Origin of the sequence: Actinophytocola sp. (assembly GCF_035942955.1) — a bacterium.
Taxonomy (GTDB): Bacteria; Actinomycetota; Actinomycetes; order Mycobacteriales; family Pseudonocardiaceae; genus DASYTH01.
Genome location: NZ_DASZCQ010000293.1, coordinates 1 through 24,650, shown reverse-complemented (window position 1 = coordinate 24,650; position 24,650 = coordinate 1). Strand labels below are relative to the sequence as shown.

Sequence of the window (24,650 nt, the reverse complement as noted above, 5' to 3'; positions counted from 1 at the left end):
GCACCGGACGGCGACGAAGCGGTCGTTCAGGTGGGACGGCCGATCACGATCCGCCGGATCGCCGCTCGTCGAGGTCGCTGACGCACCAGGCCCCGTCCTTCTTCTGCAGCTTCATGCTGCCCTCGATGCTCTGGGAGCTGCCGGCGACGGTGAAGGTCATCTTGATCCCGACCTCGGCGTTGTCGCCGTTCTCCTTGACCGCTCCGGTGAGCTCCGCCTTGAGATCGTCGGGAGCGTCGTTGAAGTCGATGTCGCCCGCGCTGGTGTTCTTGTCGCAGTCGACCTCGCGGACGGCGTTCTCGTCGCGGTTGTTGAGCGCCTGGACAGCTTTCTCGGCAACGCCTTGAGCCGAGCTGGAGTCCGACCCACCAGTCAGCACGAGAATGAGCACAACCGCCGCGGCAATCACGAGGACGCCGCCGCCCGCCAGGATCCAGGGAAGCGGGCTCTTCTTCTTCCCGAAGTCTTGCGGACCGTAGCCACCGGGCTGCCCGTATTGAGGTTGTTGTCCGTATTGTCCGGGCGGCCCATACTGACCGTAGCCACCCGGTTGCTGCTGCGGCTGCGGGCCGGTCTGCGGGTGGCCGCCCTGCGGTGGGTAGCCACCCTGGGGTGGGTAGCCGCCCTGCTGCGGGAAGCCGCCGGGCTGCTGACCAGCGCCGGGCTGCTGACCCCAGCCGGGCTGCTGGCCCCCGTAGGGACCCGGCTGCTGCGGCGGTTGCGACATCGGACTCTCCTCGTTGGTGGCGATCGCGTAGCCAGGTGGTCGCGCACACGGGAACCCTGGCGCCGTGGGCGTAGTACCTGACGCACCGTAGCGGGTGGTCGGTTCCCGGACGTACCGGGATGGAGCAATGGATGGGCCGCGCTTGGGTTTCGGTTGTATGACCCGCCTGTTCCGACATGCGGATGGTCTTTCCTTGTCGGTCCGCCCCGGTACCGTGGAGGTATTAGTTCGGGAGGAGGTGCCGACCATGCAGCACGATCGTCCCGGCGGTCGGCCGGAGGAGGCCGACGAGCATGGCTCTGCAATCGAGCGGGCGACAGGGCGTGAGCCTTCGGAGTCCGCGCAGATCCGGTTCCTCGAAGAGGAAATCGCCCTGCTCCGCCGGAAGCTGACCGAGTCGCCGAGGCATGCGCGCCTGCTGGAGCAACGCCTGGCGGAGGCTTCCGAGCGGGTGAGTCAACTCACCGAGCGCAACGCCAAGCTGGTGGACACGCTGCGCGAGGCACGCAGCCAGTTGCTGGCCCTGCGCGAGGAGGTCGACCGGCTGGCCCAGCCGCCCAGCGGCTACGGCGTCTACCTCGACCGGCACGAGGACGGCACGGTGGACGTGTTCACCGCGGGCCGCAGGATGCGGGTCGCCGTCTCGCCGGCCGTCGAGGTCGAGGACCTGCGCAAGGGGCAGTCCGTGCGGCTCAACGAGGCGCTGACCGTGGTCGAGGCCGGCGGCTTCGAGCGCACCGGCGAGGTGTCCACGCTGCGCGAGCTGCTCGCTCCCGAGATCGAGGACACGCCGCCGCACCGGGCGCTCGTGGTCGGCCACGCCGACGAGGAGCGCGTGGTCTGGCTGGCCGATCCGCTCATCCAGTCGCCGCTCAAGCCCGGCGACTCGCTGCTGGTCGACACCAAGTCCGGCTACGCCTACGAGCGCGTGCCCAAGGCCGAGGTCGAGGACCTGGTGCTGGAGGAGGTGCCGGACGTCGACTACGCCGACATCGGCGGCCTGTTCCGGCAGATCGAGCAGATCCGCGACGCGGTCGAGCTGCCGTTCCTGCACTCCGACCTGTTCCGCGAGTACGAGCTGCGGCCGCCGAAGGGCGTGCTGCTCTACGGCCCGCCCGGCTGCGGCAAGACACTCATCGCCAAGGCCGTGGCCAACTCGCTGGCCAAGCAGGTCGCGGCCACCCGGGGCAAGGGCGGCTCGGAGGCCAAGTCGTACTTCCTCAACATCAAGGGCCCCGAGCTGCTCAACAAGTTCGTCGGCGAGACCGAGCGGCACATTCGGCTGATCTTCCAGCGGGCCCGCGAGAAGGCGTCCGAGGGCACGCCGGTGATCGTGTTCTTCGACGAGATGGACTCGATCTTCCGCACCCGCGGCAGCGGCGTGTCGTCCGACGTGGAGACGACGATCGTGCCCCAGCTGCTCAGCGAGATCGACGGTGTCGAGGGCCTGGAGAACGTCATCGTCATCGGCGCCTCCAACCGGGAGGACATGATCGACCCGGCGATCCTGCGGCCGGGCCGGCTCGACGTCAAGATCAAGATCGAGCGCCCGGACGCGGAGGCGGCCAAGGACATCTTCTCCAAGTACCTCACGCCCACGCTGCCGATCCACGCCGACGACCTGGCCGAGTTCGGCGGCGACCCGCAGGCCTGCATCGAGGCGATGATCCAGCACACCGTGGAGCGGATGTACGCCGAGACCGAGGAGAACCGCTTCCTCGAGGTCACCTACGCCAACGGCGACAAGGAGGTCCTCTACTTCCGCGACTTCAACTCCGGCGCGATGATCCAGAACATCGTCGACCGGGCCAAGAAGGCGGCGATCAAGTCCGTGCTGGAGACCAACCAGCCGGGGCTGCGGGTGCAGCACCTGCTGGACGCCATCGTCGACGAGTTCGCGGAGAACGAGGACCTGCCGAACACCACCAACCCGGACGACTGGGCCCGCATCTCCGGCAAGAAGGGCGAGCGGATCGTGTACATCCGCACGCTGGTCACCGGGAAGAACCAGGAGTCCGGCCGGGCCATCGACACCGCGACGAACACCGGGCAGTACCTGTAGGGCTGCCGGGGCGGGGCCGGGTCCGGGGAGAAGTGTGCCGGGTTGGCACCGGGGCTTGGTCGCGTTGCGGGGCGGCGGTTGGTAGGGGCGCCGTCGCGGGCGGTTGGTACCGGGCTTGGTCGCGTTGCGGGGCGGCTGTGTGGTCGCATTGGCGGGCGGTTGGTGCCGGGGCCTGGTTGGGTTGCGGGGCGCGGTTGGTAGCCCGCCTTCGCGGGCGGGTCGGTGAGGTGGTCGGTTTGGGTTGCGCGGTGGCGGGTGGCGGGGTGGTTGCTTTTCCCGACATGCCCGACTGCGCTCAAGTGGTGCTCGAGTGTGGGCCGTAGGCTTTGCATATGCGTCGGATCATGGGTACCGAGGTCGAGTACGGCATTGCCGTGCCGGGGGATGCGACCGCGAACCCGGTGTTGACTTCCACCCAGGTTGTGTTGGCTTACGCGGCCGCGGCCGACATCCCCAGGGCCAGACGGGCGCGGTGGGACTACGAGGTGGAGTCGCCGCTGCGTGACGCCCGGGGGTTCGACCTGGGGGCGCCCGGGATGCCGCCGTCGGATCCGGAGGTGGAGGATCTCGGCGCGGCGAACGTGATCCTGACCAATGGGGCGCGGCTGTACGTCGATCATGCCCACCCGGAGTACTCGGCGCCCGAGGTGACCAACGCCAGGGATGCGGTGATCTGGGACAAGGCGGGGGAGCGGGTGATGGAGGAGGCCGCGTTGCGGGCGGCCACCGTGCCGGGGCAGCCGAGGTTGCAGCTGTACAAGAACAACGTGGACGGCAAGGGCGCCAGTTACGGGACGCATGAGAACTACCTGATGGCCAGGAGCACGCCGTTCACCGCGGTGATTGCCGGGTTGACGCCGTTCTTCGCGTCGCGTCAGGTGGTGTGCGGGTCCGGTCGGGTGGGGATCGGGGTCAGCGGGGAGGAGGCGGGGTTCCAGCTCTCCCAGCGTGCGGACTACATCGAGGTCGAGGTGGGGCTGGAGACCACGCTGAAGCGGGGGATCATCAACACCCGGGACGAGCCGCACGCGGATGCCGACAAGTACCGGCGGCTGCACGTGATCATCGGGGATGCGAACCTGGCGGAGCTGTCGACGTACCTCAAGCTGGGGTCGACGGCGCTGGTGCTCGATCTGATCGAGTCGGGGATTCGGTTCGATCATCTGAAGCTGGCCGATCCGGTGCGGGCGGTGCACACGATCAGCCACGATCCGACGCTGAAGGCCACGGTGGAGCTGGCCAACGGACGCAAGTTCACCGGGTTGGACCTGCAGTTCGCCTATCACGAGATGTGCGCCAAGCATCGGGAGCGGTCGGACTACGACCGGGTGTCCGAGGATGTGCTGCAGTCGTGGGGCGACACGCTCGACGCGCTGGCGCGCGACCCTGAGGAGTGTGCCGACCGGCTGGACTGGCCGGCGAAGTTGCGGCTGTTGGAGGGGTTCCGGGCGCGGGACGGGCTGAGCTGGTCGTCGCCGCGGTTGAGCCTGGTCGACCTGCAGTACTCCGACGTGCGGCTGGACAAGGGGCTGTACAACCGGCTGGTGGCCAGGGGGTCGATGAAGCGGCTGGTGACCGAGGAGGAGGTCACGGCCGCGATGACCACGCCGCCGAACGATACGCGGGCGTACTTCCGCGGGCGGTGCCTCGAGCGGTACCCCAACTCGATCGCCGCGGCGTCGTGGGACTCGGTGATCTTCGATCTCGGGCGGGAGTCGCTGGTGCGGATCCCGACGCTGGAGCCGCTGCGGGGGACCAAGGCACACGTGGGTGATCTGCTCGACAAGTCGGCGACTGCCGAGGAACTCGTGGACACCTTGACCGGGGGAGCACGGCGCTGATCAATGCGAGACGGTTGTCGGCCCTGGTCGGTAATGTTTGAGGTAGGCCAGCCACACGGGAGGCGAGATGGCTCAGGAACATGTGCAGCGGCAAGGCGGCGGTGACGGCGACGAGGATGTCGAGGGTGCCGCCCCAGCCGGTCAGGAGCGACGCGAGAAGCTCGGCGAGGACGTGGACACGATCCTCGACGAGATCGACGACGTGCTCGAGGAGAACGCCGAGGACTTCGTGCGCGCCTATGTCCAAAAGGGTGGCCAGTAGGCAGCAGCTATCTTGGGGCAGCCCGGCCCCAGCCCGCCCCGACCGGAACGAAAGAAGGCATGGAACCCACCGCGAACCGCGCCATGTCCGGCGCACCGCTGTCACCTGCGTACCTGTCGTTGGGGACGTCGTCGTTCATCGACTTCCTCAGGGCCCAGGCGCCGCACTTGCTGCCCGGCGCCCGGCCCGCACCCGCGGTGATCGGTGACGGCCGGCCGGACGTGCCGCACGGCACGACGATCGTCGCGCTGAGCTTCGCCGGCGGGGTGCTCATCGCCGGCGACCGGCGGGCCACCGCGGGCAACCTGATCGCGCATCGCGACATGGACAAGGTCTTCATCACCGACAGCTACTCGGCCGTCGGGATCGCCGGCACCGCCGGGCTCGCCGTGGAGATGATCAGGCTCTACACGGTGCAGCTGCAGCACTACGAGAAGATCGAGGGCGTGACGCTGTCCCTGGACGGCAAGACCAACCAGCTGTCCAGCATGGTGCGGGGACACCTGGACATGGCCATGGCCGGGCTGGCCGTGCTGCCGCTGTTCGTGGGCTTCGACACCGACGCCGAGGACCCCAAGCGGGCCGGACGGATCGTGTCCTACGACGTGACCGGGGGCCGGTTCGAGGAGCGGGCCGGGTTCCACGCCGTGGGCTCCGGCTCGTTGTTCGCCCGGTCCGCGCTCAAGAAGCTCTACGATCCCGACGGCGACCGGGACACCGCGATCCGGCACGCGGTCGAGGCGCTCTACGACGCCGCCGAGGACGACACCGCCACCGGCGGGCCCGACGTCGGCCGCAAGCTCTACCCTTCGGTGGTCACGATCACCGGGGAGGACGGCGCCGTTCGCGTGCCGGAGGCCGACGCGGCCGCCGTCGCCGAGGCCGTGGTGTCCGCCCGCAGCGAAGCCCCGCGCGGCTGAGCATGCGACCGCAGCACAGGATGAGACGAGGAGCCACGTCGTGAGCATGCCGATCTTCGCGTCGCCCGAGCAGCTGATGCGCGAGCGCTCGGAGATCGCCCGCAAGGGCATCGCCCGGGGCCGCAGCGTGGTCGTGCTCAAGTACAGCGGCGGCATACTGTTCGTGGCCGAGAACCCCTCGGCCACGCTGCACAAGGTCTCCGAGATCTACGACCGGATCGGGTTCGCCGCGGCCGGCCGGTACAGCGAGTACGAGATGCTGCGGCGGGCCGGCATCCGGCACGTCGACATGTGGGGCTACACCAACGACCGGCGCGACGTGTCGGCCCGGCAGCTGGCCAACGTCTACGCGCAGACCCTGGCCTCGATCTTCACCGAGCAGGTCAAGCCGTTCGAGGTGGAGATCTGCGTGGGCGAGGTGGGCTCGGCGCCGCACGAGGACCAGCTCTACCGGCTCGCCTACGAGGGGTCGATCTTCGACGAGCCGCAGTTCCTGGTGATGGGCGGGCAGACCGAGCCGATCCTCACCGCGCTCAAGAACGACTACCGCGAGGAGCTGCCGCTGGCCGACGCGGTGCGGCTGGCCGTCAAGGTGCTCTCCGCCTCCTCGCCCGCCAACGGCGACAGCGACGTCGTCGGCCGGCTCGAGGTGGCGGTGCTTGAGCGGACCCGCCCGACGCGGGCGTTCCGGCGGCTGGAGGGCGCGGCGCTGACCGCGTTGCTGCCCGCCGGGGCCGGCGAGGCGGAGCCCGAGGCCGGGCCGGACCAGCCGCCCCCCACTCCCAACGGTGGCGCCGAGACGCCCAAGTAGGTCTACTCCGGGCGGTACACGGCCAGCCGGGCCGGGGCCACCGCGAAGTCGAACCGGTTGCCGACCTCCGGCACCTCGCCGTCCGTAGCGAGCGCGACCGGGGGTCCGTGCACTTCGACCCGCAGCGACGGGGCCTCCCGCTGCACGTAGGTGCGGCTGCGGTGCAGCGCGCCGGTGAGCGCGGCCAGCACGAACCGCGTCCGGGACAGGCGAAGGTCCGCGCGCAGGTACCGGATGTCCAGCTGTCCGGAGTTCAGGGCCGGGCGCCACGCCGGCACCATGCCGCGCGGATGGTACGGGCCGTTGCCGACGAACAGCAGCCACACCGCGACCCGCCGCCCGTCCAGCACCACGTGCAGCGGCCGGGCCTCGGCCAGGATCCGTACCAGGGCCAGCGCCGCGGCCAGCCACTTGCCCAGCCGGTGCTGCCAGCGCTCCCGCATCCGCACCAGGTCCGGGTAGCCGCCGATGCTCGCGGTGTTGACGAATGGGCGCAGCCGGCCGCCGTCCACCCGGACCGTGGCCAGGTCCACCGACACCGCGGCGCCGGTGGCGACCGCGGACACGGCGTCGGCGAACGAGTCGACGCCGATGTCGCGGGCGAAGTGGTTGAGCGTGCCGGCCGGCAGCACCACGAGGGGCAGGCCGTGCTTCTCGGCGACCCCCGCGGCGGCGGCCACCGAGCCGTCCCCACCGGCCACCCCGACCGCCCTGGTGGACGCGTCCACCTCGGCGTCGAGCCGCTCGGCCAGATCGTCGCCGGAGTCGATGGGCACCGTGCGGGCCTTGGGCAGGATGGCGGCGAGCTCGTCGGCCGGGTCGACCGTCTGGTCGCCCGAGTTCTTGTTGGTGGCCACCACCAGCCCCGCGCCCTCCGGCAACTCGGGGGCGGCGGCGTGCGGCCGCGCGCGGGCCGGCAGCGGCGGGCGCACCGGCCACCACCGCTTGGTCGCCACCGCGATCCCGCTGCCGAGCAGCAGGCCGCCGACCACGTCGGAGGTCCAGTGCACACCGGTGTGCATCCGCGAGTACGCCACGGTGGCGGCCACCGGGGCGAGCACCGCGCCGGCCATGGGGCTCTCCATGGCCACGGCGGTGGTGAACGCGGCCGCCGACGCGGCGTGGCCGGACGGGAACGACGAGGAGGTCGGCGGGTCGGGATGGGTGCGGAAGTCCGGCAGCGCGTCGGCGGCCGGGCGCCTGCGGGGCAGCACCGGCTTGGCGATCGCGTTGGTGGTGAAGCTCGCCCCGGCGATGGCCACCACGCCGCGGAACGCCGCCCGGCGCGTCACTCCGCGCCGGGAGGCGAGGGCGGCGGCGATGGCGAACCACAGCATGCTGTGGTTGGCCGCGATCGTGAGTTTCGTCAGCCCGGTGTCGACCGGGGAGCGGGGGAGCTTGGCGATCCGCCGCTCGATCGCCACATCGACATCGTTGACCCGTCGGGCCACCAGGCGCAGCCATTCCAGCACGAGTCACGACGCTACCGGGGCGACTCCGAACGTGCGCGGAACCAACCCCGGTCGCGCGCCGCTCGACCGGCCGGGTGACAATGAGTGGGCGCACTACGTCATGTTGCGAACAAGCGACGTTTTCAACCGACCTGTTCGGCGATTTCCCGCTTAGGGTAGAGGGATGCAGCGGCGGATCTTCGGTATCGAGACCGAGTTCGGCGTGACCTGTACGTTCCACGGGCAGCGGCGGCTGTCACCGGACGAGGTCGCGCGGTACCTGTTTCGGCGCGTGGTGTCCTGGGGGCGGTCGTCGAACGTGTTCCTGCGCAACGGCTCGCGGCTCTACCTCGATGTCGGCTCGCATCCCGAGTACGCCACGGCGGAGTGCGACGACCTCATCCAGCTCGTCACGCACGACAAGGCCGGCGAGCGGATCCTGGAGGACCTGCTGGTCGACGCCGAGCGGCGGCTGGCCGACGAGGGCATCGGCGGCGACATCTTCCTGTTCAAGAACAACACCGACTCCGCCGGCAACTCGTACGGCTGCCACGAGAACTACCTGGTCACGCGCGCGGGCGAGTTCTCCCGGATTGCCGATGTGCTGCTGCCGTTCCTGGTGACCAGGCAGGTCATCTGCGGCGCCGGCAAGGTGCTGCAGACGCCGCGCGGCGCGGTGTACTGCCTGTCCCAGCGGGCCGAGCACATCTGGGAGGGCGTGTCGTCGGCGACCACCCGGTCCCGGCCGATCATCAACACCCGCGACGAGCCGCACTCCGACGCCGAGCGCTACCGCCGGCTGCACGTGATCGTCGGCGACTCCAACATGGCCGAGCCCACCACGCTGCTCAAGGTCGGCAGCGCCAACCTGGTACTGGAGATGATCGAGGAGGGCGTGCAGTTCCGGGACTTCAGCCTGGACAACCCGATCCGGGCGATCCGCGAGATCAGCCACGACCTGACCGGCCGGCGGCTGGTGCGGCTGGCCGGCGGGCGCGAGGCCTCGGCCCTGGACATCCAGCGGGAGTACTACGCGCGGGCCGTCGAGCACGTGACCAAGCGGTCCCCGGACCCGATCGCCGACCGGGTGATCGAGCTGTGGGGGCGGACCCTGGACGCGGTCGAGACGCAGGACCTCACCAAGATCGACCGGGAGATCGACTGGGCGATCAAGCACCGGCTCGTCGAGCGGTACCGGGCCAAGCACAACATGGAGCTGTCCAGCCCCCGCGTCGCCCAGCTCGACCTGGCGTACCACGACATCCGCCGCGGCCGGGGCATCTTCGACCTGTTGCAACGCAAGGACCAGGTCATGCGGGTGACCGACGACGGCGAGATCGAGGCCGCCAAGGACACCCCGCCGCAGACCACCCGGGCCAAGCTGCGCGGTGACTTCATCGCCGCCGCCCAGCAGGCCGGCCGCGACTTCACCGTCGACTGGGTGCACCTCAAGCTCAACGACCAGGCGCAGCGCACCGTGCTGTGCAAGGACCCGTTCCGCGCGATCGACGAACGCGTGGAGCGCCTGATCGCCTCCCTGTAGTACGCGAGTCGTAGCCCCGGGGGCTACGACTCGCGGTCCGGAAGGTACGACTCGCGGGATCTTGGGTCAGACCGGCACCCGCTCCGGTTCGGGCGCGCTCGGCGCCTCCCGCAGCCCCACCCGGTCGTGCACGCGGCGCAGCGGGCCGGGCGCCCACCACGCGTACCGGCCGAGCAGGCGCATGCCGACCGGCACCAGGACACCGCGGATGAGCGTGGCGTCGACCAGGATGGCAAGGCCGGCGCCGATGCCGAACATCTGGATGAAGCTGACCCCGCTGGTGCCGAAGGCGAACATGCTCACGGCGATCAGCGCGGCGGCGGTGGAGACGATCCGGCCGGTGCGGGCCATGCCGTAGGTGACCGCCTCGGCCGGGCCGGCGCCGTGGTCGTGGGTCTCCTTGATCCGGCTCAGCACGAACACCTCGTAGTCCATGGACAGGCCGAACGCGATCACGAACAGCAGCACCAGCATGTTGATGTTCAGCGGCAGCGGGGTGAAGCCGAGCACCGACGACAGCCACCCGTCCTGGAAGATCAACACCATCGTGCCGAGCGTGGCGCCCAGCCCGATCACGTTGAACAGCATGGCGCGCAACGGCTGCAACACGCTTCCGGTGAACAGGAACAGCAGCAGGAACGTGGTGATCGCGATCAGCGCGAGGGCCAGCGGTAGCCGGCCGCCGATGGCGTCCTTGCCGTCCACCAGCACGGCGGCCGCCCCGCCCACCTCGGCCTCGACGCCGGCCGGACCGGGCAGCGCGCGCACGGCGCCGACCAGGTCCTGGGCCTCGGCGGAGATCGACTCGGCCTCGGTGACCACGGTCAGCCGCTGCGCGTCCGGCATGGCGAACGCGGTGTCGGCCGGGGACGTGCCGGTCGGCCGCCCGTCGACGAACCCGCCCGCGCTGGACGCGACCCTGGCCACGCCGGGCAGCTCGGACAGCCGCGTGGCGTAGTCGGCGACGGCCCCGGTGTCGACCGGTCCGGCCGTCACGATCTCGATCGCCCGGCTGTCGTCACCGGGGAACTGGTCGCGCAGCGCGTCACCGACCACCCGGCTGTCGGCCGAGGTCTGCAGCACCCGGTCGTCCGGCGTGCCGAACTCGGCGCGCAGCAGCGGCACGGCGGCCAGCACCAGCAGGATGATCACCGGCAGGCCGGCGAGCACCGGGCGGCGCATGGCGGCGCCGGCCAGCCGGCCCCAGAACGCCGACACCGGGCTCGGCGTGCGGTTGCGCGCCCACGGCATCCGGCCGGCGTTGATCCGCGGGCCGAGCACGGTCAGCAGGGCCGGCAGGACGAACAGCGCGGCGACCACGGAGATCGCGATCACCCCGATGCCGGCGTAGGCGAACGAGCGCAGGAAGTACAGCGGGAACAGCAGCAGCACCGAGAGCGCGACGGCGACCGTCGTCGCGGCGAACACGATCGTGCGGCCCGCGGTGCGCACGGTGGTGACCACGGCGTCGGCGGTGTCCGCGCCGGCGGCCAGCTCCTCGCGGAACCGGCTGACCATCAGCAGGGCGTAGTCGATGGCCAGGCCAAGCCCGAGCGCGGTGGTCAGGTTGACCGCATAGATCGACACGTCGGTGAGCGAGCCGAACAGCGCGAGCTCGGCGAACGTGCCAAGGATCGCGATCCCGCCAAGCGCCAGCGGCAGCAGCGCGGCGACGAGGCTGCCGAACGCGAACACCAGCAGGATCAGGATCAGCGGGACCGCGATCGACTCGGCCACCACGAGGTCCGCGCCGATCTGCTCGGTGGCCTCGGTCCGGAACGCCGCGCCGCCGCCGAGGGCCACGTCGATCGGTCCGCTGTCGGTGGTGTAGCGCTCCCGCAGCCGGTCGACCACCTCGGTGGAGTCGTCGACGAGGTGGGCGACCGCGAGCGCGTGCCACCCGTCCGCCGAGCGCATCGGTGGCGCCCCGGTGCCGAAGTAGGACGCGACCTCGGTGAGGTCGGCGTCGGTCGACAGGCGGGCGGTGAGGTCGGCGCCGGCCTGCCGCACCGCCGGATCGTCGACGGTGCCGGAGTCGGCGGTGATCAGGAACAGCAGGTCGGCCCGATCCCCGAAATGGGCGTTGAGTAACTGCTGGGCCTGGGAGGACTCGGCGGCCGGATCGGCGAAGCCCTCGGTTTTGAGCTTGCTGAAGGCCGAGAACCCGTAGGCCCCGGCTCCGATCATGACGAGCACGGAGACCACCAGGACGGCCCGTGCGTGGCGGGTGACGAAGTGACCGATGCCAGCGAACATTGCGTACCCCTCGGCTCGCGGAATGTGTGCGCCTGTAAACTTTGTGGGCGTTAACTTGCCACAGATGTTGGCTGGTGTCAACATCGGTCTCATGGACCTCTCAGCTTCGGCCAAGCGCGGCTACCACCACGGCGACCTGCGCAACGCCCTGGCCGACGCCGCCGCACAGCTCGCGCAGCAGGGCGGGCCGGAGTCGGTCACCGTGCGGGCGGCCGCCCGCCTGGTCGGCGTCACCCCGACGGCCGCCTACCGGCACTACACCGGCCATGAGGAGTTGGTTGCGGAGGCCAAGCACCAGTGCATGGAACGGCTGCGCGAGGCCATGCGGAAGGCGCTCGACGCGCAGCCGCCGATCACCGACCCGCTGCACCGGGCGATGCGCAGCCTGGCCGTGACCGGCCGCGCCTACATCGACTTCGCGCTCGCCGAGCCGGGCCAGTTCCGGACCTGCTTCACCCAGGGCGGCTCGCTGTTCGCCAGGGAACACACGGAGATCGCCAGCTCCCCGCTCGGCCTGCTGATGGGCCTGCTTGACGAGCTCGTCGCGCTCGACTTCCTGGCCCCCGAGCGCCGCCCCCTCGCCGAGGTGGCCGCCTGGTCGATGACCCACGGGCTGGCCATGCTGCTGCTCGACGGTCCGCTGCGCGACGTTCCGCCGGCGGTCAAGGACGAGGCGATCACCAAGAGCATCCTGATCTTCGCCCGGGGTCTGAGCGACACCCCGCTTTCGCGCGAGCTGGAGCAGATCGTGATCGCCGCGACCCGCCCGATCCCGTGATCACACGGCGCTGGCCTCGCGGGCGTGCAGGTCGCGCACGGTGGGGGAGGTCGGCACCCGCTCCGGGTCCCGGTAGGTGCCAAGCACCCGGTCGGCGGTGCCGGAGCTGGTGACGGTGAACCAGTAGTGCTCGTTCTTGTAGTGGTGCAGGCGGTGGTTGCGCCACACCGCCCGGTAGAGCCGGGTGCGAGGGCGGTAGTCGCTGTGGATCAGGTAGTGGGTCCACTCGTAGCCGAGGCCGAGGAGCCCGACCATGGTCAGGAAGGTCAGGCCCAAACCCAGCCGCGGGAAGGCGAGCAGGCCGATCGCGACGTAGCCGGCCACCAGCCAGATCAGCGCCTGCCACGGGATGAACACCAGCGGCACGACGCGCGGGTCGGCGTGGTGGGCGCGGTGCTTGCGGGCCAGCAGCGGGTCGAGCTTGACCCGGCCGACCCGGCGCGGCTTCCAATGCAGGATGCAGACGTGCACCAGCCACTCGAAGAACGGGAACGAGGCGATCATCACCAGCGGCAGCACGGCGTCCCACAGCCGCCAGTCGCCGACGGCGAGCCGGGCGGTGAGCGCCCCGACGAGCATCGTGCCGATGATCCACGGCGACGGGTGGCGCCAGAACGCCCACCAGGCGCTGCCCAGGCTGACGCTGCGGCGCCGGGTGGCGGCCCCGGTGATCGCGGCCTCGTCGGCCCTGAGCCGCTCCCGGGCCTTCCCGTCGATCTCCGCCTCGGCCGCGCGCCTGGCGGCCAGCTTCTCGCGCAGGGTCATGACTCCTCCAACTCCCGGATGGCGGTGAGGAACACGTCGGTGGCCGGGCCGAGCAGGTCCTCGGCGGCCCGCGCGGCCGCGGCGGCGTCGCCGGCGACGATGGCGTCGGCCAGGGTGCGGTAGGCGCCGGTGCGGTTGACCTCCTCGGCCATCACCGTGGCGAGCGCGGCGAGGGCCGGTTCGTAGGCGGCGCGCAGGCTGTTGAACATGAGCCGGAAGGCGATCGAGTCGGCGCCGTCCACGACGTGATCCCAGAACGTGAGCGCGTGCCGTTGGCGCGCAACGGGATCGTCGTCGGCGGCTAGGGCGGCGATCGCGGCCCGCAGGTCGTCGGCCAGCCGCGCGCCGGACCGCTCCGCGGCGAGGGCGGCCACCCGCGGACCGATGTGCAGGCGGGCCTCGAGGACGCTGCGGGCCACGGCCAGGTCCAGCTCGCCGCGCCGGAGCAGCAGGCGGGGGAGCAGGTCGAGGCCGGCGTGCCGGCGGAAGTCGCGGACCGTGGTGGCGTCGCCCTGGCGCACCTCGACCAGGCCGGCCTGCGCCATCCGCTGCATGGCCTCGCGCACCGCGGGGCGGGACACCCGCAGCACCTCGGCCAGCCGGCGCTCGCTCGGCAGGGCCGCGCCGGGGGCCAGCTCGCCGCCGACCACGTCCGCCACGATCTGCTCGAAGACCTCGTCCGGCACGGAGCGGCGGGCGACGGGTTGCAGCGCCATGACGACCATCCTGTCCGGTTAGTTGGCCAGAGGTCAAGTGGTAAGACCAATCCAGCCGCACCTCGGGGGACCGTGAGGGCAACCAGCCACAATCCACCCGATACCCGCACCATCGGCTGGAACGTAACGACCGCATGGAAGTGCGGAGAGGCGGTACAGCGAGTTGTCCGACCGGCCGGCGCCGGGCGCGTTAGGGTGCGGACGTGTCCGTCGCACGCGCCGAACGACTGGTGAATCTGGTGCTGTGCCTGCTGTCCACGCGCCAGCATCTCACCGCGGAGCGTATCCGTGCCATCGTGCCCGGCTACGCCGATGCGCCGAGCGACGACGCCTTCTTCCGGATGTTCGAGCGGGACAAGACCGAGCTGCGCGAGCTCGGGATTCCCTTGGAGGTCGGGCGAAACTCGGCGTTCGACACCATCGACGGCTACCGGATCGCGCGGCGCGACTACGAGCTGGGAGAGATCGATCTCGAGCCGGACGAGGCCGCCGCGGTGGCGCTGGCCGTGCGGCTGTGGGATTCCCCGGAGCTGACCGGCGCGGCGCACGGCGCCCTGCTCAAGCTGCGGGCCGCCGGGGTCGACGTGGACGACGCGGCGCCGTCGATCGTGGAGCCGAAGGTCCGGACCACCGAGCCGGCGTTCGGCCCGCTGCTGGCCGCGGTCCAGGCCGCGCAGGTGGTCACGTTCGACTACCGCCGCCCGACGCCGACCGAGCTGCGCACCCGCACGATCGAGCCGTGGGGCGTGGTGTCCTGGCGCGGCCGCTGGTACGTGGTCGGGCACGACCGGGACCGCGAGGCGCCGCGCTGCTTCCGGATGTCCCGGATCGTCGGGGAGGTCCGGACCATCAGCCGCCCGGGGGCGTTCCGCCGGCCGGAGCGCGTCGACCTGCTCCAGTTCGTGGCGCGGACCGGGGACGAGCCGCCGACGCAGACCACCACCGTCCGGCTGTGGCTGGCCAGGGGGCGGGCGGCCGGGCTGCGCCGCCGGGCCACGGTGGTCGGCGAGCAGGTCATCGACGGCGAGCCGGGCGACGTGGTGGAGCTCCAGCTGTACAACCCCGACTCCGCGGCCGGCTGGATCGCCGGCTTCGGCCCCGACGTCGCGGTGCTCGACCCGGAGGTGCTGCGCAAGTCGGTCCGCGAGCACCACGTCGCCGTCGCGGGCAAGGAGGCGGTGTGACGTCGCAGGAGCGGCTGCCGAGGCTGCTCGCGCTGGTGCCGTACCTCATCGCCCGGCCGGGCATCGCCATCGAGGAGGCGGCCGCCGACTTCGGGGTGTCGGCCAAGCAGCTGCGCAAGGACCTCGAGCTGCTGTGGATGTGCGGGCTGCCCGGCTACGGCCCCGGCGACCTGATCGACCTGTCGATGGACGAGGACACCGTCACGGTCACCTACGACGCCGGGATGAGCCGGCCGCTGCGGCTGACCGGGTCGGAGGCCACCGCGCTGCTGGTGGCGCTGCGGGCGCTGCTGGACACGCCGGGCATGGTCGACGCCGATGCGGTCCGGCGGGCCGTGGCCAAGATCGAGGCGGCGGCCGGGGCGGCCCGGCCGGCGGGGGTCGCGGTCGGCCTCGGCGTGCGCGAGGGCGCCTCGACGGCTCACGCGCGGCGGGTCGTGCAGCAGGCGCTCAAGCTCGGTCGGGCGCTGCGGATGACCTACTACACGGCGTCCAAGGACGAGATCACCCGGCGCACGGTCGACCCGATGCGGCTGCTGATCGTGGACGGGCGCGGCTACCTTGAGGCGTGGTGCCGGCGGGCCGAGGGGGTCCGGCTGTTCCGGCTGGACCGCATCGACGAGGTCACCGTGCTGGACGAGCCGGCGGCGCCCCCGCCGTTCGCCGAGCAGACCGACGTGTCCGCCGGGCTGTTCCGGCCGCAGCCCGACCAGGAGGTGGCCCAGCTGGTGCTCGAGCCGGACGCCCGCTGGATCTCGGAGTACTACCCGGTCGAGTCCGTCGAGGAGCTCGACGGCGGGCGGCTGCGGATCCGGATGCGCTACGCGGACACCGCGTGGATGGTGCGGCTGCTGCTGGGCCAGGGCGGCGACGTCACCGTCGAGCGGCCGGCGGCGCTACGGGCGGAGCTGCGCGAGCGGGCGCGGGCGGCGCTGCGGCGAGCCGATCACCTCGCCGCAACCTGAGCGCTGTACTGGGGGCTAACGGACAGCGGCTACGGTTGACGCGTGGTGCCGTACCTGTCGAGTATCGCGTTGGTGGTCGTCGGGCTGCTGGTGCTCGGCGCCGTCCTGGTGGCGGTGCTGCGCGCGGTTCGGCGGTTCGCCGGTGCGGCCGCGGCGGCCAGCGGTCGGGTGACCGACCGGACCGGGCTGCTGCGGGCGCGAACGGCCGCGGTGGGAGTAGCCATCCGACAACGGCGACGCGCACGAATACAGACCGGGGCTGCCCGCGTACCATCGGGAGAGCCAGTACAGACAGGAGGACGGCCGTGAATCTGGGACCGTGGGAAATTCTGATCATCGCCGGGGTGATCATCTTGCTTTTCGGCGCCCGGAAGATGCCGCAGATGGCGCGCTCGCTCGGCCAGTCGATGCGGATCCTCAAGTCCGAGACCAAGGGTTTGCGTAGCGACGAGGAGGCCGAGCAGGCCAAGCCGCAGTCGCAGCTGCCCGAGGCCAAGCCGCAGACCCCGGCGCCCGAGGTCGCCAAGCCGATCGAGCAGCAGACCCAGGCGAACAAGAACCCCAGCTGACGCCCACTGATTCGCCAACTGACGACGAGAGGATCGGTCGGGCGGTGGTAAGCCAGGACCGTCGCGAGCGCAAGCGCATCCGGAGCCGGCGGCACAATCCGGACGGCACGATGACGCTGCGCGACCACCTCTACGAGCTGCGGCACCGGCTCGGGCTGGCGATTCTGATCATTCTCGCCGGCGCGGTGCTGGGCTTTCTGTGGTTCATGTTCCGGGTCGGCCCGATCCCGTCCCTCGGCGACCTGATCAAGGCGCCGTACTGCGCGCTCGAAGCCGCCCCGGCCGGGCCGCGGTTCGAGCCGGAAAAGGGTGTCTGCACGTTGCTGCAGACCCGGCCGTTCGAAGCCTTCATGATGAACTTCAAGATCGGGCTCGCGGCCGGGATGGTGCTCACCGCACCGCTGTGGCTGTACCAGGTGTGGGCGTTCATCACTCCCGGGCTGTACGCCAGGGAGCGTAGGTTCGCGCTGACCTTCGTTGGCTTCGCCTCGGTGCTGTTCGCCGCCGGCGCCGTGCTCGCCTACCTGGTGCTGCCGAAGGGCCTGGAGGTGCTGGTCTCCTTCGGCGGCAGCGTGTTCACCACCGCGCTGGCGGCCGACCAGTACGTCTCGTTCCTGCTCGCGCTGCTGCTGATCTTCGGGGTGAGCTTCGAGCTGCCGCTGCTGATCGTCATGCTGAACCGGGTCGGCGTCCTGCCGTACGCCAACCTCAAGAAGTGGCGGCGCGGGCTGATCTTCGGGATCTTCGTGTTCGCCGCGTTCGCCACGCCCGGCACCGACCCCATCTCGATGAGCGTGCTGGCCGCCTCGATGACCGTGCTGTTCGAGCTCGCCGTGCAGCTCTCCCGCGTCCACGACCGGCGCAAGGCCAGGCGCGAGGCCGCCGAGGGCCTCAACTTCGACGACCTTGCCGACGACGAGGCGACGCCGCTGGACCGGCTCAACCCCGAGCCCGTCCCGCCGAGCCCGCCGCCGGACGCCAGGGCCGGGCTGGACGACGTCACCTAGCGAGGCCGCGGTGGGCATACGGGCGGCGCTGGCGGTCCACGGACCCGCCCGGCGCGTGGCGAACGAGGTCGCGGACCGGCTGCGCGCCGCCGTCGATCACCTGGAGCTGGTCGAGGCCGGCACCGTCGAGGAGGCTCGCGCGCTGATGGTCCGGGCCCGCGACGGCGCCGGCCTCGACGTGCTGATCGTGCTCGGCGGCGACGGCTCGGCGCATCAGGGCGTGCAGTTCTGCGCGGGCACCGACGCGGCGCTCGGCGTGATCCCGGCCGGCACCGGCAACGACCTCGTCCGGGCGCTCGGCCAGCCGATGGAGACGCTCGCGGCCACCGACGCGATGGTCGCCGCGCTGGGCTCCGGCCGGCGGCGGAAGCTGGACCTGGGGCGGGTCGGCGGCGACATGTGGTTCGCCACGGTGCTGTGCGCCGGCTTCGACTCCGCCGTCAACGAGCGCGCCAACCGGATGCGCTGGCCGCGCGGGCACCGGCGCTACGACCTGGCCACCGTCGTCGAGCTGGCGGCGCTGCGGCCGTACCCGCTGGTGGTCCGGGCCGGCGCCGAGCGGCTGGAGCTCGAGGCGACCATGGTGTCGGTCGGCAACACCCCGTACTACGGCGGTGGCATCCCGATCTGCCCGGACGCCGACCCCACCGACGGCCTGTTCGACGTCACCGTGGTCGGCCCGGTGAGCCGGCTCGAGCTGCTGCGCATGGTGCCCACGCTGCGCAGCGGCCGGCACACCGACCACCCGGCGATCACCATGCTGCGCGCCGACTCCGTGCGGCTCGGCGAGGACAACGGCTGGATCGCCTACGCCGACGGCGAGCGGATCCGGCCGCTGCCCGTGGACGTCAGCTGCACCCGGGGCGCGCTGACGATCGTCGGCTGAAGGAGATCGATGGAGATCGGTGTCTCGCTCCCGGTGTTCCTCTCCCGCTCCCGCTCGGCGCCGGCCGATCTTCCCGCGCTGGCCCGGCACGCCGAGGACATCGGGCTGGACGCGGTGTGGTCGGGTGATCATCTGAGCACCGGCGCGCCGAACGTGGACAGCACGGTGACGCTCAGCGCGGCGGCGGCCGTCACCGAGCGGATCCGGATCGGGTTCGCGGTGTACCTGCTGGCGCTGCGGCACCCGGCGTGGGCGGCCAAGCAGCTCGGCTCGCTGCAGCTGCTGTCCGGCAACCGGCTGGTGCTCGGCGTCGGCGTCGGCGGGGAGTGGCCGCAGGAGTGGGCCGCCGCGGGCGTGCCGATGAACGAGCGGGGCCGGCGCACCGACGCGATCCTCGACGCGCTGCCGGGCCTGCTCGCCGGCGAGCCCACCGCGCTGCCCACCGAGCCGGGCGCGCCGGTCGTGACCCTGGCCCCGGCCGTGCCGGTGCCGCCGCTGTGGGTCGGCGGCATGTCCGCGCGGGCCAAGCGCCGGGCCGTGCGGGTCGGCGCGCGGGGCTGGCTCGGCTCGATGCTCACGCCGGGCGAGCTGGCCGGTCACCTCGACATGCTTGCCGCGATCGCCGCGGAGGTGGGCGCCGGGGTGCCGTCGGCCGGAGTGATCGTGTTCACCGGCGGCGAACCGTTCGTCCGGTACATGACCAGGACCTACGGCATGAGCCCGGACCGGGCCGCGGAGCTTGTCGCGAGCGGCGAGGCCGGGCCCCTTGCCGAGCGGCTGCGCGAGTACACCGACGCCGGTGCCGGCACGTTCATCGTGGCCACCGCCGGTACCGACATCCGCGCGGAGTACGACCGGGTGGCCGAGGCCAAGGCGGCGCTGACGGGCTGATCACACGAGTCGCCCGAGAATGTGGAAGCCTGATGAGGTGGCCAGCGCTTCTCGTTCTCCGGCCGAGGCCTACGCCGCGTCCAGGCGACGCGCGAGCAGCCCGAGACTGACCGAATTCGCCGCCGAGCTGGCCTTCGAGCTCGATCCGTTCCAGCGGCAGGCCTGCGCCGCGCTGGAGGACGGGCACGGGGTGCTGGTGTGCGCCCCGACCGGCGCCGGCAAGACCGTGGTGGGGGAGTTCGCGGTGCACCTCGCGCTGGCCGAGGGCCGCAAGTGCTTCTACACCACGCCGATCAAGGCGCTGTCCAACCAGAAGTACGCCGATCTGGTCGCCCGCTACGACGAGCAGACCGTCGGCCTGCTGACCGGCGACACGAGCGTCAACGGCGGCGCGCCGATCGTGGTGATGACCACCGAGGTGCTCCGCAACATGATCTACGCGGGGTCGTCCACCCTCGACGGCCTCGGCTACGTGGTGATGGACGAGGTGCACTACCTCGCCGACCGGTTCCGCGGCGCGGTGTGGGAGGAGGTCATCCTGCACCTGCCGGACTGGGTGCGGCTGGTCAGCCTGTCCGCCACGGTCAGCAACGCCGAGGAGTTCGGCGAGTGGCTGGTGGCGGTGCGCGGCGACACCACGGTCGTCGTCGATGAGCACCGGCCCGTCCCACTCTGGCAGCACATGCTGGTGGGCAACCGGATGCTCGACCTGTTCGCCGGGGAGAGCGCCGACGGGCAGGCCAAGATCAACCCGGATCTGTTGCGGCGCACCGACGACGTCGGCCGGCAGCAGCTGGCGTGGCCGGGTCCGCGGCAGCGCGGCCGGCGCGGGGTTCCCCGCGGCCCGCGGTTCCGCCCACCGTCGCGTGTGGACGTCGTGCAGCGGCTGGACTCGGCCGGGCTGCTGCCGGCGATCGTGTTCGTGTTCAGCCGGGTGGGCTGCGACGCGGCGGTGGCCCAGTGCGCGCGGTCCGGGCTGCGGCTCAACGCCGAGCACGAGGTGGCCGAGATCCGCCGCATCGTCGACACCCGCACCCGCGACCTGCCCGACGCCGACCTCGACGTGCTGGGCTACTGGGAGTGGCGTGAGGCGCTGGAGCGGGGGTTCGCCAGCCACCACGCGGGCCTGCTGCCGGCGTTCAAGGAGACCGTCGAGGAGCTGTTCGTCCGCGGCCTGGTCAAGGTCGTGTTCGCCACCGAGACGCTGGCGCTGGGGATCAACATGCCGGCCCGGACGGTCGTGCTGGAGCGGCTGGTCAAGTACAACGGCGAGGCGCACGTCGAGCTGACCCCGGGGGAGTACACCCAGCTGACCGGGCGGGCCGGGCGGCGCGGGATCGACGTGGAGGGCCACGCGGTCGTGGTGTGGCAGCCGGGCGTGGATCCCAAGGGGGTCGCCGGGCTCGCCTCCACCCGCACCTACCCGCTGCGCTCGTCGTTCCGCCCCGGCTACAACATGGCGGTCAACCTGGTCGACCGGGTGGGCGCCGACGCGGCCCGGGAGCTGCTGGAGCAGTCCTTCGCGCAGTTCCAGGCGGACCGCTCGGTGGTGGGCCTCGCCCGCCGCATCGAGCGCAACCGCGAGGCCCTCGCCGGCTATGCCGAGTCGATGACCTGCCATCTCGGCGACTTCGCCGAGTACGCCGCGCTGCGCCGGCAGATCTCCGATCGGGAGAAGGCGCTGACCCGGCAGAACAGCGTGGCCCGGCGGGCAGAGGCGGCGCGCTCGCTCGAGCGGCTGCGCAAGGGCGACGTGATCGCGATCCCGGCCGGGCGGCGCTCGGGGCTGGCGATCGTGGTGGATCCCGGGCTGGACCCGATCGGCGAGCCGCGACCACTGGTGGTCACCGAGGACCGCTGGTCCGGACGCCTGTCCGTGGCCGACTTCCCGGCCCCGGTGGAGGCGCTTGGCCGGGTCCGGCTGCCCAAGCAGGTGGACCTGCGCTCGCCGCGGTCACGCCGCGACCTGGCCTCGACCCTGCGCAACACGGGGATCGAGGCGCCGATCCGGTCCCGCCGCCGCGCCGGGTCGGCCGACGACGCCGAGCTGGCCACGCTGCGCCGGGCGCTGCGGGCGCACCCGTGCCACGGCTGCGCAGACCGGGAGGACCACGCCCGCTGGGCCGAGCGCTACCACCGGCTGCGGGTCGAGACCGAGCAGCTCGAGCAGCGGGTCGCGGCCACGACGCACTCGCTGGCCAGGGCGTTCGACCGGATCCGCCGGCTGCTCACCGAGCGCGGCTACCTGGCGCAGGGCAACGGCGCCGCGGTCACCGAGCACGGCCGGCGGCTGGCCCGGCTGTACAGCGAGTCGGACCTGCTGGCCGCCGAGTGCCTGCGGCACGGGGTGTGGGACCGGCTCGGCCCGGCGGAGCTGGCCGCCGTGGTGTCGGCCTTGGTCTACGAGTCCCGCCGGGACAGCGCGGCGGAGAGCCGGGTGCCCGGCGGCGCGGTGACCGAGGCGCTGACCGCGACCGCCCGGCTGTGGGCGGAGTTGGAGGAGGACGAGCGGCGGCACCGGCTGGACCGGACGCGGGAGCCCGATCCCGGGTTCGCCTGGACGGTGTACCGGTGGGCGCGCGGCGAATCGCTCGAAAAGGTGATCTCCGCGGCGGAGTCGGCCGGCGGCGAATTCTCCGCCGGGGATTTCGTGCGCTGGTGCCGTCAGGTGATCGACCTGCTTGACCAGATCCGCGACGTGGTCGGGCCGGACGCGCCGGTGGGGGCGACCGCGGCGAAGGCGGTGCGCGCAATTCGCCGCGGTGTGGTGGCATTGGGGACCGTATGATCATCCAACGGATGAGAAACGCTTGCCGCGTCGGGTGGGAAAAGCCGCCCTTGCTGTGGTTTGATCGCGCGCGGGAGATGCAGATCCGTCCGTGCGACGTTGTATGCGGAGGCGAACGATGACCAGCCCTTACGGGCCTGCCGGTGGATCCGATCCGCAGCAACAGTGGGGGCAGCAGCCCCAGCAGCCCTACGGCGGCGGGCCCGGTACCCCGTCGGGTGGGTTTCCCGCGCCCGGCTACGGCCAGCAGCCCTACGGCCAGCCCGAGCCGCCGTACGGCGGTTACGGCCAGCAGCCGTCCCAGCAGCAGCCCTACGGCGGCTACGGCCAGCAGCCCACCCAGCAGTACTCGCCGTACGGCCAGCCGCCCGGCGGCGGCTATCCCGGCGTCACGACCCCGCGGAAGAAGAGCAACACCTGGATCTGGATCGTGATCGCGATCGTCGTGCTGGTCGTCGGGGCCGGCGCCATCCTCGGGTTCGTCACCCCCGGGTTCTTCACCAAGAAGGTGCTCGACGAGTCCGCCCTCGAGGGTGACAACGGGGTCAAGAAGGTGCTCATCGGCAGCTACGGCGTGCAGGCCGACCAGATCGAGGGCGTCGACTGCCCGGCCGGCCAGGAAGTCAAGGCGGGCAACAAGTTCACCTGCACCGTCCGGCTCGGCGGGGACAACGGCGGCGAGAAGCTCGTCGACATCACCGTCCGCAACGACAGCGGCGAGTACGAGGTCGGCACCCCGCGGGACAAGTAGCGAAACTGAGTCGCGCCGCGGGAGCCGGGTCGGAAATGATCTGGGCGTGAGCGGAGCTTGCGGAGCGAACCATGGAGCGCTGCCCTGCCGCCGAGGAACAAGGTGGCAGGTTCGCCGTCACCGAGCTTGCGAGGTGACGGAATGAGCGGAGCTTGCGGAGCGAACCATCGAGCGCTGCCCTGCCGCCGAGGAACGGGGCGGCAGGGTCACCATCACCGAGCTTGCGAGGTGATGGAGTGACTGATTTTGACGTGCGGCTCGTGGCGAATGCCGAGCTGCGGACCGCGCACGACCTCTTTCTCGGGTCCCTGCACGTGGCGCCGAGCTCCGACCAGGCGTGGGCGATCATCCAGCCGGCCCTTGAGGAGCGGCGCGCGTTCGGCGCGTTCGTCGGGGACCGGATGATCGGCACCGCGCTGTCGTTCGGGTCGAGCGTCGGGCTGCCGGGCGGCGGCGCGCTGCCCATGGCGGCGGTGACCGGGGTCGGGGTGCGGGCCGACCACACCCGGCGTGGGGTGCTCACCGAGCTGATGCGCACGCAGCTGTCCGCCGCGGCCGCGGCTGGGGAGGCGCTCGCCGGTCTGCATGCCAGCGAGGCGGCGATCTACGGTCGGTTCGGCTACGGCGTCGCGGTGACCTCCCGCACGATCACGGTGCAGGCCAAGCGGGCCGAGCTGCGCCGGGAGGTTCCGCGCGGGGGAGAGGTCCGGCTGCTCGACGTCGACGAGGCCCTGTCCCTGCTGCCCGGCATCTACGAGCGGGTCCGGGGGCGCCGGCCGGGCATGATGACCCGCCCGGCCAGCTGGTGGCGAATGAGCTACGAACGGCGGCTGCGCGACAAGGACGAGCACGGAATCGTCGCGGTGCACACCGGTCCGGACGGCGAGGACGGGTTCGTCGCCTACTCCCCGTACGAACGCCAGACCGCGTCCTGGACGCTCGACAAGACGCTGCGGGTACGCGACCTGCTCGGCACCCCGGCCGCGATCGCCGACCTGTGGCGCTACCTGCTGGGAGTGGACCTGGTCGAGGACGTCCACGCCTGGCTGCGGCCGCTGGACGAGCCGCTCGAGCCGATGCTGGTGAACCAGCACTGCGTGCGCAGCGAGCTCGACGACGACCTGTGGCTGCGGCTGGTGGACGTGCCCGCCGCGCTGGCCGCCCGGCGCTACGGTCAGGCCGAGCCGGTCGTGCTGGAGGTCCGGGACCGCGTCCTGCCGGCGAACTCCGGCCGCTACCGGATCAGTCCACTTGGGATAGAGCGGACCGATGGCTCTGCCGACCTGGCAATGGACGTCGACGTGCTCGCCATGCTCTACCTCGGCGGGACCCGGGCGTCGGCGCTGGCCGGGATCGGGCGGATCGAGGTGGCCGAGCCGGCCGCGCTGCCGCGGGCCGACACGCTGTTCGCCTCCGACGTGACCGCGTGGTGCGGCACGATGTTCTGACCGCGTGTTGGCGCGTGGCGTCGCCGTGT

General features: G+C 71.7%; 22 protein-coding genes. 17 read left to right on the top strand and 5 right to left on the bottom strand.

Annotated elements, in window-relative coordinates; genetic code table 11:
* Positions 1–43: 43 nt before the first annotated feature.
* Positions 44–727, bottom strand: coding sequence for a hypothetical protein (locus VGX25_RS29530; protein ID WP_326921210.1), 684 nt, complete (start codon positions 725–727; stop codon positions 44–46).
* A gap of 247 nt (positions 728–974) precedes the next feature.
* Between VGX25_RS29530 and arc the strand changes: the two genes are divergently transcribed.
* From arc to prcA, 5 genes are all read left to right on the top strand, one after another.
* Positions 975–2,789, top strand: coding sequence for a proteasome ATPase (gene arc, locus VGX25_RS29525; RefSeq protein ID WP_326921209.1), 1,815 nt, complete (start codon positions 975–977; stop codon positions 2,787–2,789).
* Between the two features lie 332 nt (positions 2,790–3,121).
* On the top strand, positions 3,122–4,630 hold the full coding sequence (gene dop, locus VGX25_RS29520; RefSeq protein ID WP_326921208.1) for a depupylase/deamidase Dop: 1,509 nt from the start codon (positions 3,122–3,124) through the stop codon (positions 4,628–4,630).
* Positions 4,631–4,697: 67 nt separating this feature from the next.
* Positions 4,698–4,892: a ubiquitin-like protein Pup gene (locus VGX25_RS29515; RefSeq protein ID WP_326921207.1), complete on the top strand. Its 195-nt coding sequence runs from the start codon at positions 4,698–4,700 to the stop codon at positions 4,890–4,892.
* Between the two features lie 59 nt (positions 4,893–4,951).
* Positions 4,952–5,812 carry a proteasome subunit beta gene (gene prcB / locus VGX25_RS29510; protein ID WP_326921206.1) on the top strand — a complete coding sequence of 287 codons (861 nt, stop codon included), beginning with the start codon at positions 4,952–4,954 and terminating at the stop codon, positions 5,810–5,812.
* Between the two features lie 40 nt (positions 5,813–5,852).
* Entirely contained in the window at positions 5,853–6,623 is a 771-nt protein-coding gene (gene prcA / locus VGX25_RS29505) for a proteasome subunit alpha (protein ID WP_326921205.1), read from the top strand.
* Positions 6,624–6,625: 2 nt separating this feature from the next.
* Here the strand turns inward: prcA and VGX25_RS29500 are convergent, their stop codons facing one another.
* Positions 6,626–8,095, bottom strand: coding sequence for a bifunctional phosphatase PAP2/diacylglycerol kinase family protein (locus VGX25_RS29500; protein WP_326921204.1), 1,470 nt, complete (start codon positions 8,093–8,095; stop codon positions 6,626–6,628).
* Positions 8,096–8,258: 163 nt separating this feature from the next.
* Here VGX25_RS29500 and pafA point away from each other — a divergent pair, with 163 nt between their 5' ends.
* Positions 8,259–9,617 (top strand): Pup--protein ligase, encoded by a 1,359-nt coding sequence (gene pafA / locus VGX25_RS29495; protein ID WP_326921203.1) that lies wholly within the window; start codon positions 8,259–8,261, stop codon positions 9,615–9,617.
* Between the two features lie 66 nt (positions 9,618–9,683).
* On the opposite strand, the gene VGX25_RS29490 is transcribed toward pafA, so the two are convergent.
* Positions 9,684–11,873 (bottom strand): MMPL family transporter, encoded by a 2,190-nt coding sequence (locus VGX25_RS29490; protein ID WP_326921202.1) that lies wholly within the window; start codon positions 11,871–11,873, stop codon positions 9,684–9,686.
* 91 nt (positions 11,874–11,964) lie between these two features.
* Here VGX25_RS29490 and VGX25_RS29485 point away from each other — a divergent pair, with 91 nt between their 5' ends.
* A complete protein-coding gene (locus VGX25_RS29485) occupies positions 11,965–12,651 on the top strand; it encodes a TetR-like C-terminal domain-containing protein (RefSeq protein WP_326921201.1) in 687 nt (228 codons plus the stop codon).
* Here VGX25_RS29485 and VGX25_RS29480 read toward each other — a convergent pair whose 3' ends face one another.
* Both VGX25_RS29480 and VGX25_RS29475 read right to left on the bottom strand, forming a co-directional pair.
* Positions 12,652–13,416, bottom strand: coding sequence for a sterol desaturase family protein (locus VGX25_RS29480; RefSeq protein WP_326921200.1), 765 nt, complete (start codon positions 13,414–13,416; stop codon positions 12,652–12,654).
* Positions 13,413–14,132, bottom strand: coding sequence for a FadR/GntR family transcriptional regulator (locus VGX25_RS29475; RefSeq protein ID WP_326921199.1), 720 nt, complete (start codon positions 14,130–14,132; stop codon positions 13,413–13,415). The genes VGX25_RS29480 and VGX25_RS29475 overlap by 4 nt, the downstream gene beginning before the upstream one ends.
* A gap of 203 nt (positions 14,133–14,335) precedes the next feature.
* Between VGX25_RS29475 and VGX25_RS29470 the strand changes: the two genes are divergently transcribed.
* The 10 genes from VGX25_RS29470 (at position 14,336) to VGX25_RS29425 (ending at position 24,621) form a co-directional block, all read left to right on the top strand.
* Positions 14,336–15,316, top strand: coding sequence for a helix-turn-helix transcriptional regulator (locus tag VGX25_RS29470; protein ID WP_326921198.1), 981 nt, complete (start codon positions 14,336–14,338; stop codon positions 15,314–15,316).
* Positions 15,313–16,281 (top strand): helix-turn-helix transcriptional regulator, encoded by a 969-nt coding sequence (locus VGX25_RS29465; RefSeq protein WP_326921197.1) that lies wholly within the window; start codon positions 15,313–15,315, stop codon positions 16,279–16,281. Before VGX25_RS29470 ends, VGX25_RS29465 begins: the two co-directional genes overlap by 4 nt.
* Before the next feature lie 42 nt (positions 16,282–16,323).
* Complete coding sequence (locus VGX25_RS29460) at positions 16,324–16,590, top strand: bacteriophage holin (protein ID WP_326921196.1); 267 nt, start codon at positions 16,324–16,326, stop codon at positions 16,588–16,590.
* The gene (gene tatA / locus VGX25_RS29455; RefSeq protein WP_326921195.1) at positions 16,587–16,850 is read left to right on the top strand and encodes a Sec-independent protein translocase subunit TatA; all 264 of its coding nucleotides are present in this window, start codon (positions 16,587–16,589) and stop codon (positions 16,848–16,850) included. Before VGX25_RS29460 ends, tatA begins: the two co-directional genes overlap by 4 nt.
* Positions 16,851–16,960: 110 nt before the next feature.
* Positions 16,961–17,857, top strand: a complete 897-nt coding sequence (gene tatC / locus VGX25_RS29450) for a twin-arginine translocase subunit TatC (RefSeq protein ID WP_326921211.1) — start codon at positions 16,961–16,963, stop codon at positions 17,855–17,857.
* Between the two features lie 10 nt (positions 17,858–17,867).
* On the top strand, positions 17,868–18,743 hold the full coding sequence (locus VGX25_RS29445) for a diacylglycerol/lipid kinase family protein (protein ID WP_326921194.1): 876 nt from the start codon (positions 17,868–17,870) through the stop codon (positions 18,741–18,743).
* 9 nt (positions 18,744–18,752) lie between these two features.
* On the top strand, positions 18,753–19,634 hold the full coding sequence (locus VGX25_RS29440; protein ID WP_326921193.1) for an LLM class flavin-dependent oxidoreductase: 882 nt from the start codon (positions 18,753–18,755) through the stop codon (positions 19,632–19,634).
* Between the two features lie 37 nt (positions 19,635–19,671).
* Positions 19,672–22,422, top strand: coding sequence for a DEAD/DEAH box helicase (locus tag VGX25_RS29435; protein ID WP_326921192.1), 2,751 nt, complete (start codon positions 19,672–19,674; stop codon positions 22,420–22,422).
* 118 nt (positions 22,423–22,540) lie between these two features.
* Positions 22,541–23,173, top strand: a complete 633-nt coding sequence (locus VGX25_RS29430; RefSeq protein WP_326921191.1) for a DUF4333 domain-containing protein — start codon at positions 22,541–22,543, stop codon at positions 23,171–23,173.
* A 236-nt stretch (positions 23,174–23,409) separates the two neighbouring features.
* The gene (locus VGX25_RS29425) at positions 23,410–24,621 is read left to right on the top strand and encodes a GNAT family N-acetyltransferase (protein ID WP_326921190.1); all 1,212 of its coding nucleotides are present in this window, start codon (positions 23,410–23,412) and stop codon (positions 24,619–24,621) included.
* Positions 24,622–24,650: the final 29 nt, after the last annotated feature.

What these genes read in the sequence shown, in the direction of transcription:
- dop (WP_326921208.1), top strand. Translation starts at nt 3,122, where the DNA reads ATGCGTCGGATCATGGGTACCGAGGTCGAGTACGGCATTGCCGTGCCG.
- VGX25_RS29530 (WP_326921210.1), bottom strand. Translation starts at nt 727, where the DNA reads ATGTCGCAACCGCCGCAGCAGCCGGGTCCCTACGGGGGCCAGCAGCCC.
- VGX25_RS29515 (WP_326921207.1), top strand. Translation starts at nt 4,698, where the DNA reads ATGGCTCAGGAACATGTGCAGCGGCAAGGCGGCGGTGACGGCGACGAG.
- VGX25_RS29480 (WP_326921200.1), bottom strand. Translation starts at nt 13,416, where the DNA reads ATGACCCTGCGCGAGAAGCTGGCCGCCAGGCGCGCGGCCGAGGCGGAG.
- VGX25_RS29485 (WP_326921201.1), top strand. Translation starts at nt 11,965, where the DNA reads ATGGACCTCTCAGCTTCGGCCAAGCGCGGCTACCACCACGGCGACCTG.
- VGX25_RS29430 (WP_326921191.1), top strand. Translation starts at nt 22,541, where the DNA reads ATGACCAGCCCTTACGGGCCTGCCGGTGGATCCGATCCGCAGCAACAG.
- prcB (WP_326921206.1), top strand. Translation starts at nt 4,952, where the DNA reads ATGGAACCCACCGCGAACCGCGCCATGTCCGGCGCACCGCTGTCACCT.
- VGX25_RS29490 (WP_326921202.1), bottom strand. Translation starts at nt 11,873, where the DNA reads ATGTTCGCTGGCATCGGTCACTTCGTCACCCGCCACGCACGGGCCGTC.
- VGX25_RS29440 (WP_326921193.1), top strand. Translation starts at nt 18,753, where the DNA reads ATGGAGATCGGTGTCTCGCTCCCGGTGTTCCTCTCCCGCTCCCGCTCG.
- tatC (WP_326921211.1), top strand. Translation starts at nt 16,961, where the DNA reads ATGACGCTGCGCGACCACCTCTACGAGCTGCGGCACCGGCTCGGGCTG.
- VGX25_RS29475 (WP_326921199.1), bottom strand. Translation starts at nt 14,132, where the DNA reads ATGGCGCTGCAACCCGTCGCCCGCCGCTCCGTGCCGGACGAGGTCTTC.
- arc (WP_326921209.1), top strand. Translation starts at nt 975, where the DNA reads ATGCAGCACGATCGTCCCGGCGGTCGGCCGGAGGAGGCCGACGAGCAT.
- pafA (WP_326921203.1), top strand. Translation starts at nt 8,259, where the DNA reads ATGCAGCGGCGGATCTTCGGTATCGAGACCGAGTTCGGCGTGACCTGT.